Source organism: Streptomyces violaceoruber, assembly GCF_033406955.1.
Taxonomy (GTDB): Bacteria; Actinomycetota; Actinomycetes; order Streptomycetales; family Streptomycetaceae; genus Streptomyces; species Streptomyces violaceoruber.
In genome coordinates this window covers 168,442-177,815 of record NZ_CP137734.1, presented here as the reverse complement: position 1 = coordinate 177,815, position 9,374 = coordinate 168,442, and the positions used below count along the sequence as shown (strand labels likewise).

11 protein-coding genes are annotated in these 9,374 nt (G+C 72.3%); 6 read left to right on the top strand and 5 right to left on the bottom strand.

Annotated features, from left to right (window positions below; translation table 11 throughout):
- The first annotated feature begins 13 nt into the window (after positions 1–13).
- On the top strand, positions 14–283 hold the full coding sequence (locus tag R2E43_RS00935) for a DUF1905 domain-containing protein (protein WP_037667056.1): 270 nt from the start codon (positions 14–16) through the stop codon (positions 281–283).
- 52 nt (positions 284–335) lie between these two features.
- Here the strand turns inward: R2E43_RS00935 and R2E43_RS00930 are convergent, their stop codons facing one another.
- Positions 336–1,559: a saccharopine dehydrogenase family protein gene (locus R2E43_RS00930; protein ID WP_003971500.1), complete on the bottom strand. Its 1,224-nt coding sequence runs from the start codon at positions 1,557–1,559 to the stop codon at positions 336–338.
- 106 nt (positions 1,560–1,665) lie between these two features.
- Between R2E43_RS00930 and R2E43_RS00925 the strand changes: the two genes are divergently transcribed.
- From R2E43_RS00925 to R2E43_RS00915, 3 genes are all read left to right on the top strand, one after another.
- Positions 1,666–2,379 (top strand): TetR/AcrR family transcriptional regulator, encoded by a 714-nt coding sequence (locus R2E43_RS00925; protein WP_319705759.1) that lies wholly within the window; start codon positions 1,666–1,668, stop codon positions 2,377–2,379.
- A 133-nt stretch (positions 2,380–2,512) separates the two neighbouring features.
- On the top strand, positions 2,513–2,785 hold the full coding sequence (locus tag R2E43_RS00920; protein ID WP_003971498.1) for a DUF4190 domain-containing protein: 273 nt from the start codon (positions 2,513–2,515) through the stop codon (positions 2,783–2,785).
- A gap of 308 nt (positions 2,786–3,093) precedes the next feature.
- Complete coding sequence (locus tag R2E43_RS00915) at positions 3,094–3,633, top strand: EF-hand domain-containing protein (protein WP_003971497.1); 540 nt, start codon at positions 3,094–3,096, stop codon at positions 3,631–3,633.
- Between the two features lie 41 nt (positions 3,634–3,674).
- Here the strand turns inward: R2E43_RS00915 and R2E43_RS00910 are convergent, their stop codons facing one another.
- Complete coding sequence (locus R2E43_RS00910; RefSeq protein WP_319705980.1) at positions 3,675–4,367, bottom strand: response regulator transcription factor; 693 nt, start codon at positions 4,365–4,367, stop codon at positions 3,675–3,677.
- 99 nt (positions 4,368–4,466) lie between these two features.
- A complete protein-coding gene (locus R2E43_RS00905) occupies positions 4,467–5,663 on the bottom strand; it encodes a sensor histidine kinase (RefSeq protein WP_011031803.1) in 1,197 nt (398 codons plus the stop codon).
- Between the two features lie 181 nt (positions 5,664–5,844).
- Between R2E43_RS00905 and R2E43_RS00900 the strand changes: the two genes are divergently transcribed.
- A complete protein-coding gene (locus R2E43_RS00900) occupies positions 5,845–7,317 on the top strand; it encodes an alpha/beta hydrolase (RefSeq protein ID WP_319127921.1) in 1,473 nt (490 codons plus the stop codon).
- A gap of 1 nt (position 7,318) precedes the next feature.
- Here the strand turns inward: R2E43_RS00900 and R2E43_RS00895 are convergent, their stop codons facing one another.
- Entirely contained in the window at positions 7,319–7,912 is a 594-nt protein-coding gene (locus tag R2E43_RS00895) for a TetR/AcrR family transcriptional regulator (RefSeq protein WP_240804699.1), read from the bottom strand.
- Between the two features lie 51 nt (positions 7,913–7,963).
- Between R2E43_RS00895 and R2E43_RS00890 the strand changes: the two genes are divergently transcribed.
- Positions 7,964–8,515 carry a GNAT family N-acetyltransferase gene (locus R2E43_RS00890; RefSeq protein WP_319705751.1) on the top strand — a complete coding sequence of 184 codons (552 nt, stop codon included), beginning with the start codon at positions 7,964–7,966 and terminating at the stop codon, positions 8,513–8,515.
- A gap of 111 nt (positions 8,516–8,626) precedes the next feature.
- On the opposite strand, the gene R2E43_RS00885 is transcribed toward R2E43_RS00890, so the two are convergent.
- A complete protein-coding gene (locus R2E43_RS00885; protein ID WP_093457717.1) occupies positions 8,627–9,349 on the bottom strand; it encodes a VOC family protein in 723 nt (240 codons plus the stop codon).
- Between the last annotated feature and the right edge of the window lie 25 nt (positions 9,350–9,374).

The following is a 9,374-nucleotide window of genomic DNA, read 5'->3' as shown; positions in this document are numbered from 1 at the left end:
GCCGACGATGACGATGGACAGGCAGTTCACCGCGACCTTGCTGAAGAGCCCGAACAAGGGCGGCTGGACCTACGTCGTCTGGCCCGAGTCGGTCGAGTACTTCGGCACTCGCGGCCTGGTGAAGGTCCGGGGCACGATCGACGGTCACCCCTTCCAGGGTTCCTTCATGGCCCTGGGCGACGGCACGCACAAGCTGCCCGTGCGGGCGGACACGCGCAGGGCCATCGGCAAGGAAGAAGGAGACACCGTGACCGTCCGCCTGGTGGAACGGTTGGGAGCCTAGGCCTGCTGTCCCGGGACGTGCCGGCCATCTTCGGCACCGTGTCCGGTACCGCTCAGCCCTGTTCGCGCAGTCCCCAGGGCGACCCGTACTCGGTGAGCAGGTCGAGGAACGGCTGGGCGGGCAGCGCCTCGGGGCCGAGGACACCTTCGCCGGACCAGGCCCCGGTGGAGAGCAGTTCGAGGGCGACGACCGGGTTGACGGCCGTCTGCCAGACGACGGCCTGCGACCCGTACTCGCGCATGGACCACTGATTGTCGACGACGTGGTACAGGTAGACCTCCCGGGCCTCGCCGCCCTTGGTGCCCCTGACCCACGTGCCCGCGCAGGTCTTCCCGGTCATCCTCTCGCCGAGGGTCGCGGGGTCGGGAAGGCACGCGGCGACCACGTCACGCGGGGAGACCCGCACCGGTCCGTCCTCGCCCGGCACGGTGACCCTGGCGGTCGAGTCCAGCCCCAGTTCGTGGAGGGTCTTGAGCCGGGCGATGAAAGCGTCGCCGAGGCCGTACTTGAAGGTGACGCGCCGGGCGTCCAGCCAGCGGGGGATCAGCAGCACCTCCTCGTGCTCCACGTTCACGCACTCCACCGGCCCGATCCCCTCGGGAAAGTCGAACACCTCCGGTTCACTGAAGGGAGCGGTGGTGAACCAGCCACGATCCTTCTCATAGACCACCGGCGGGTTCAGGCACTCCTCGATCGTGGTCCAGATGCTGAAGGAGGGGGCGAACTCGTAGCCCTCCACGGTGAGGTCGGCACCGTCGCGGACGCCGATCTCGTCGATCTCGTCGAAGAGTTCGTCCGCGGCGTACCGGGCGAAGACGTCGGACAGCCCTGGCTCCACCCCCATCCCCACCAGGGCCATGCGCCCCGACTCCGCCCAGCGCCCGGCCAGTTCGAACTGCGCGTCGCCGAGCTTCACCCCGCACTCCTCGTACGGGCGGGAGGCGTGCGGAGCGGACAGCGACATGGCCATGTCCACGTAGTGGACCCCGGCGGCGAGGGCCGCCCGGAACAGGGGCATCACGAACCGCGGGTCGGTCGCGTTCAGCAGGAGGTCGCACCGGTGTTCCACGAGCGCCTTGCGCACCGCGGCCTCGTCGGAGGCGTCGAGGCGAAGGGCACTGAACCGCTCACCCCGACCCGGCAGCGCGTCGACCGCCGCACGCGCGCGGGAGTGGTCGTAGTCGGCCACGACCATGTGGGTCAGGAACTTCCGGCGGGCCACGATCCGGGTGACGGCCGTGCCGACACCGCCCGCGCCGACGAGGAGGACGCGCATGAAGAGACCTTTCGTGCGGGAGGCCGCTGCCTCCGGAGCGACCCCGATGCAACAGGACCTGCTGTTGTAAGGTCAACCGTGTTGGCATAAGGACGGGAGCGGGCGGATGCCGAAGAAGGTGGTGCCCGAGGAGGCGCGACGCAGGCGCAGGCCGACGCGGCAGGGCGCGGTGCTCTCGGAGGGCCTGATCGTGCGGACCGCGCTGCGGATGCTGCGCGAGCACGGCACCGGCGGACTGACCGCCCGGCGTCTGGGCGCGGCGCTGGGGGCGGACCCGAGCACCCTGTACCGCTACTTCGCCGGCATGGACGACCTGGCACGGGCCGTCGGCAACGAGCTGATGGGGCAGGCCCTGGACGGGTGGACGGCGCAGGGCGACTGGCGAGCGGACCTCCGCTCCCTCGGTCTCGCCCTGCACTCCTCGTACCTCGCCCATCCCCAGGCGGCGGTGCTCACCGCCAGCCGGGTCAGCGGACGGCCGCGTGAGATCGCGGTGGACGAGGCGATCCTCGGTCTGCTGAGAGGCGCCGGGCTGACCGATCGGGCCGCGGTCCGCTTCTACCACGCGTTCATCGACCTGGCCCTCGCCTTCGCGGCGCTCGACGCGGGTGCACTGGCCCTGCCGGAAGAAGCCCGCAGGTCCGACGAGGACATGTGGGGAACCACCTATGCCCGGCTGCCCGCCGAGACCCACCCGAACATCGCCGCGACCGCCGAGCGGCTCGCCGCCCGCATGCCGCACAGCGCCTACCCCGTGGTCCTGGACACCCTGCTGGACGGCATCGCCGCCGAACTGACCGGGACGGCACCGGAGATGTGAAGCGGCAGAGGTCCGGCGTGCGGCCTCCGGGCGGTCTCGCAGTGACGATCCGTAGGTGTGAATCGACATCGAGCGGCAACTCGAAGGTTAGCCAAGGAGATACCCACTGATCCACGACAGTTCGGGAGAAAGCATGGCGACCTACAGCAGAACGGGAACCCGAAGGGGCGGCAGGACCAGCGGACTTGCGATCGCCGGACTGGTCTGCGGCATCGTCGGACTCCTCATCCTGCCGATCGTCCTGGGCCCGCTCGCCATCGTCTTCGGTGCCGTGGCGCTGCGGCAGACCGGATCCACCATGGCCAAGTGGGCACTCGGCCTCGGAGTGGCCGACATCCTGCTCATGATCGTGATGTTCGCCGTGGCGGCCAACAACGGCGGCAGCTTCTCCTGGCACATCGGCTGACGCCGCTCGATCGGCCGTTCACCACGGTGCCCGCACCGCTTCCCGCAAGCGGTGCGGGCACCGTGCTGCGCGAAGGGGCTGCGGCCTGGCGACGCCCCCGCCTCGCCGCTCGTCACCGACGAGGACCTCAAGTTGTGTCCGGGACACCGGCACTTCATACAACGACCGCGCGATTTCCGCCCGTTCGTGTGCTCCCGGCCGCTTTCGCCGACGCGGCGGCGGCAGCGGGCCGATAGTGGACGAGCTGCCGGAGGTGATGCCGGCGCACTCAGCCGGAAGCCCTCCATCCCGAAAGTCCGAGGTGCACCATGACGCCCACCAGCGAGGCGACGGATCGCGTCCAGTTGGTCTTCTCCCTCTTCGACGCCGACGGAAACGGCTACCTGGAGCAGGCCGACTTCGACCTCATGAGCGACCGCGTCACGGCGGCCGTGCCCGCGGCCCGCGACGCGGTGAAGGAGCGGCTCACCGCGTCCTTCGGCGGCTACTGGGACACGCTCCGGACCGAGCTGGACGCCAACGGCGACGGTCGGATCAGCCCCGAGGAGTTCACCTCCGTCGTCCTCGACCCGCAGCGCTTCGACACCGCCGTGGACGAGTTCGCCGAGGCGCTGGCCGCGATGGGGGACCCGGAGGGCGACGGCCTCGTCGCGCGGTCCGAGTTCATCGCGCTGATGCTCGCCATCGGGTTCGAACGGCGCAATGTCGAGACGCTGTTCGACGCCTTCGGACCGGACGACGGCGACCGAATCCGGGCGGCCACCTGGGCGGACGGCATCAGGGACTACTACCGGCCCGAGAAGTCCGGCATCCCCGGCGACCACCTGACCGCCGGCCTCTCCGGCTGACCGGCGGCGGGCCGGACAGGAGACGGCGCCGGTCGCCCGGATCATCCGACATCCGAAGGGCGATCGACGGCACGCCGACGGGTCGGATGCCCCGCGTCGCGGACCAGCAGCGCGATCTGCACCCGATTCTCGACGCCCAGCTTGGCGAACAGACTGCCGGTGTGCGCCTTGACCGTCGCGACGGTGATGTGCAGCCGCTCGGCGATCTCCGGGTTGCCCAGCCCGTCCGCGACGGCCCGGGCGGTCTCCCACTCCCGCTCCGTCAGCACGGACAGCCGTTCGCGCGCGGCCTCGCGGGTGCGGTCACGGCTGTGTGAGGAGTCCGGGCCCGTGGCCGCGGCGATCACTCGTGCCGTTGCCGCCGGGGACAACGCGGGATGGCCGTCCGCGACGGTCCGCACCGCGTCGAGGATGCGCGGGGGAGGGGTGTCCTTGAGGACGAAGCCGAGCGCCCCGGCACGCAGCGCCCCGAGCACGAGGTCGTCGGAGTCGAAGGTGGTCAGCATCAGCACCCGTGGCGGCGCGGGCCGGGCGAGCAGTTCCCGGGTCGTGTCCAGACCGTCCCGGCCCGGCATCCGTACGTCCATCAGCACCACGTCGGGCCGCTGTTCGTCCACCACGGCGAGGGCGGCGTCCCCGTCGGCCGCCTCCGCCACGACGGTCAGGTCCGGTTCGCCGTCGATGACGAGCCGCAGGGCCATGCGCACCAGTTGCTCGTCGTCGACGATGACGATCCGTACGGTCCCGGAACCGGAACCGGAACCGGGCTCGGAACCGGAACCGGGACCGGTCCCGGAGTCGGGCTCGGAAGCGGGATCGTGTCGGCTGTCCACTCATGCGCCCCTTTCATGGCGGCGGGCGGCGCCGTCCGGCCAGGGCAGCCGTGCGGTGAGGACGTACCCGCCGTCGGGCGTGGGGCGGTGGCCCAGTTCGCCGCCGGCGACGGTGATGCGTTCGCCGAGGCCCAGCAGGCCGAAGCCGGAGGCCGGCGGCCGTGCGGGGCGCAGCGGAGCCGGTCCGTTGCGGACGCCGATGTCGAGCGTGCCGCCCGCGGTGCCGTCGAGGGTGACCCGCACGACCGCGCCGGGGGCATGCTTGGCGGCGTTGGTCAGCGCTTCCTGGACGATCCGGTAGCAGGTCCGCCCGACGCCGTCGGGCGGGGCCGCGGTCACGGTGCTGGTGAACCTGACGTCGAGGCCCGAGGCGCGGGTGTCGGCCACCAGCTCGGGAACGCGGTCGAGGGAGGGCTGCGGCGGTTCCGGGCGGCCCGGGCCCGCGCGGAGCACGCCGAGGACCTCCCGCAGCTCCTCCAGCGCCTGGTGGGCCCCCTCGGCGATACCGTGGACCAGCACCCGGTTCTCGTCGGCCGAGAGATCACCGCGGTGGTCCAGAACCCCGGCCTGCATGGCCACCAGCGAGATGCGGTGGGCGAGGACGTCGTGCATCTCGCGGGCGATCCGGTTGCGTTCCAGGGCCCGTACCTGCGCCGCCCGCGCGCTCTGCTCCCGTTCCGCGCTCTCCGCCCGCTCGCGCAGGGACCGCACCTCGGCCCGCCGTGCCCCGACCGCCATGCCCGCGGCCACCGCGATCCCCGCGGTCAGCGCCGGCACCACGACCTGGACCCACCCCATCGAGTCGGCAGAACCCTGCACGGCGTAGACCTCGCCGGCGAGCCGTGACGCGGTCACGTAGGCCAGCACGACGATCCCGATCTCCGCCGGACGGCGGCGGGTGGCGACCGAGCACAGCGCCAACAGCGCGGCGCCCGTGGCGAGCGCCGACACGGACGAGGCGACCGTGACGGTGACAGCGACCGCGACGGGCCACCGCCGCCGCCACCGGAGCAGCGTCAGGCAGCCCAGGGCCACCAGCGGATCGCCGACGAGGACCCAGGAGCCCGGCTCGCCGGACCGGCTCCGTATCAGCGCGAGGGTCGAGAGCCAGACCGGCAGGCTCACGACCGCGGCCACCGTCAGCCGCCATGCGTGCTGCCACGCCCCGAGCCGCGGCACATCGTCCGTGTTCACCACGCCATTGTCGCCACACCGTGCGGCCGGCGGATCAGACCGGGGACCGATCCGCCTTGGACCCAGGTCCAACCGGCACCTCGCCCCAGGGCCGAGACGGAGCCGGTCCGCCGGGCCGATGTACCGGCCGCCGACGCCGAACAGACTCGATCCGTGCCGGTCACCCCCCCAACTGGAGGACCTCATGCGCAGAAGCCTGTCACTCGCTCTCACCGCCACCGCGTTGGCGGTGACCGCGCTGCCCGCGTCGGCCACCCCGCCGGCGGCGGCGACGACCGCGTCGGCGCCGGACGCCCTGCGGTGGGGCCCGTGCCCCGAGGGCGCCGCCGCGCCCCGCCTGCGGTGCTCGACACTGCGCGTCCCGCTGGACTACCGCGATCCGGACGGCCGTCGGATAGAGATCGCCGTCTCCCGGCTGGCGAGCGAGAAGCCGGCGCAGCGGCGTGGCGTCCTGTTGACCAACCCGGGCGGCCCGGGCGGATCGGGCCTCGTCTACCCGGCCGTGCTGGCCGCCTCGGGGCTGCCGCAGGAGGTGCTCGACTCCTACGACATCATCGGCTTCGACCCGCGCGGTGTCGGCCGCAGTACGCCGGTGACCTGCGACCTGACGCAGGAGCAGCAGTGGCGGGGCAACTTCCCGCCGTACGCGCACACCGCGGCCGACGTCACGCGGGAGGCGGGGAACGCGCGGAAGATCGCCGAACAGTGCGGCGACTCGCGGACGGCGTGGATGCTGCCGCACACCACCACCGCCAACACCGCACGTGACATGGACCGCCTCCGGACGGCGCTGGGCGAGCCGAAGCTGTCGTACCTCGGCGCCTCCTACGGCAGTTACCTCGGCGCGGTCTACGCGACGCTGTTCCCGCGGCGCGGTGACCGGATCGTGCTCGACAGCAACATGGGTCCCGGCGGCTACGACGTCACGGCCATGCGGCTGTTCGCCCGGGGACTGGAGGACCGTTTCCCCGACTTCGCAGCGTTCGCCGTGGCCCACCCCGAGTACGGCCTGGGCTCCACGCGGGAGGAGGTCACCGACACGTACTTCGAACTCGCGGAGCGGCTGGACGAGAAGCCGTACCAGGACGTCGACGGGACCGCGTTCCGCGGTTACACCTTCGACAGCCTCTACGCCGACGCCTCCATGCCCCGGCTCGCGGAGTTCTGGCAGGCCGTCGACACGGGCGGGCCACTGCCGCTGCCGGAGCCGCCCGCGGGCCTGGAGAACCTGATGGCCGCGCGCTTCGCGGTGGTGTGCGGTGACTCGCGCTGGCCGGGGACGGTCCGGGAGTACCAGCGCAACGTCGCCGTCGACCGGCACAGGTACCCCATGCTGGGCGGCTCCACGGCGAGTATCAACCCCTGCGCGTTCTGGCCGCGGGAAGGGACCGAACCGCCGGTGCGCATCACCGGCAGGGGGCCGTCGAACGTGCTGATGCTGCAGAACGAACGCGACCCGGGCACGCCGCTGGCCGGCGCCAGGGAACTGCGGCGCGCCTTCGGCGGGCGGGCCACGATGGTGACCGCCGACCAGGGCGGCCACGGTGTCTATCCGTACGGTCGCAACACCTGCGCCAACGATGCGGCGACCAGGTTCCTCACCACCGGGGAACGCCCCGCGCGGGACCTCGCCTGCGCGGCGCGACCGAGCGAGTGAACTACCCCGCCCCGGCGGCCAGGGCGGCCAGGTAGTCGTCCAGCAGCTCGACCTGCCGCTGCGGCGTGAACGTCACCGGGTCGAACAGGGCTTGGACCACCAGCCCGAGTGCGAACGACTGTGCGGCGGCCGCGACCTGCGCGGGGTCGCCCGGGGCCAGTTCGCCGCGTTCCTGCGCCGCGACCACCCGGGCGCGCAGCCTTTCACGGCCCTCGGCGTACTTGCGGGCGTAGTCGGTGCTCAGGGCCGGGTCGGAGAGCGCGGCATCCCAGGAGGAGACCCAGACGCGGTTGCTGTCCGTGGCCTCGGGGGTCAGCGGCAGGATGTCCAGCAGGGCGTCCCTGAGGGTGGCCGGGCCCCGGCCGGCACTGCGGCGGGGGCGGGAGAGGGTGCGCTGTTCGAGCAGGTCGAGGGCGTAGGCGACCAGGGCGCGCTTGGTGGGGAAGTAGTGGGTGAGCAGGCCCGTGGTCGCGCCGAGTTCCGCGGCCACGGCACGCAGCGTCAGGCCCGCGAAGCCGCGGGTGGCCATGACCTGCCAGACCGCCGCGGAGACGTCCTGCCGCCGGGCCTCGTGATCTCCCTTGGTGCGTGGCATGCCGCCACGGTACATTGTCATAACAGTTGTTGTGCAAACGGGGAGGCTCTCATGTTCTCGGTGTCGCTGGGTGGCGCTGCTCGACTCGGTCCGCTGGAGGTGTGGCAGGCCGAGGAGTTCGCCGGGCATCTGGACCGGGCTCGTGAGCACATCCGCCCCTGGGTCGGGCCCGGCTTCGTCACCCGCGACACGGACGGAGCGCGCGCCACCCTCGAGCGGTATGCCGCACGCCAGGCCGCCGACGGCGCCCGTCTGTACGGCCTGTGGAGCGAGGAAGCACTGGTCGGCGGCGTGATGTTCACCCAGTTCGACGCGGCCTTCGGCAACTGCGAGATCGGCTGCTGGCTGGAGCCGTCGGCCGAGGGCCGGGGGCTGATCACACGGGCCTGCGGCCTGCTGCTGGACTGGGCCTTCACGGTTCGAGGGCTGCACCGGGCCGAATGGCACTGCCGGGCGGACAACGACCGCAGTGCCGCGGTGGCCGAAAGGCTCGGCATGACACTGGAAGGAGTGCGACGCGAGGCGTGGCCGTACGAGGGTGTGCGTTACGACAAGCAGGTCTGGGCGATCCTGGCCGCCGACCGGCGGTCACCGGCACGGTAGGCGGCAGGCGGCAGGCGGCAGGCGGCAGACTACGGACGCCGGACGCCGGACGCCGGACGCCGGACGACGGTGCGCAGCCGCCCGCGCCGTGGGGTGCTGGACAGCGGTCCTTCAGCCGAGGTGCGTCACCGTGAACTCGTTGCCGTCCGGGTCGAGCAGGAACGCCCGGCCGCGGGCCTTCTCACCGGCTGCGGAGCGGGTCGCGCCGAGCGAGAGCAGGCGGGCGGTCTCCGCCTCGAAGTCGGCGTCGGCGGGCAGTGCGAGCTCGAGGTGGAGCCGGTTGGCGCCGGACTTCGGCGCCACCGGGGGACCGCCCCAGGTGATCTTCGTGCCGCCGGCCGGGGACTGGATCGCGGTCTCCTGGTCCTGGTCCCAGACCAGCGGCCAGCACAGCGCCTCACTCCAGAAGTAGCCGACCTCCTGCGTGCCGTCGCAGGCCAGCGCTCCGACGGCGCCGGTGCCGGCGAGGAAGTTGTTGCCCGCCTCGATGACGCAGAACTCGTTCCCGTCCGGGTCGGCGAGCACCACGTGCCCCTCTTCCGGGAGCTGGCCCACGTCGATGTGTTTTCCGCCCAGTCGCAGGGCCCTGGCCACCGTCGCCCGCTGGTCCTGCGGGGACGCGCTCGTGAGGTCGAAGTGCGCCCGGTTCTGCCCGGCCTTCGGTGCCGGGCCCGGCAGGAACCTAAGGCGGTACCCGGCGCCGTCAGGGGGCAGGACCGCGAGGTCGTCGTCCGCGCCGGCGGACAGCTCCCAGCCCAGGACCCCGGACCAGAAGCGCGCCAGGTCCGAGGGCACGGAGGTGTTGAAACAGATCGCGAACAGCTGACTGGTCATACGCGGTGCAACCTCGATCCATGAC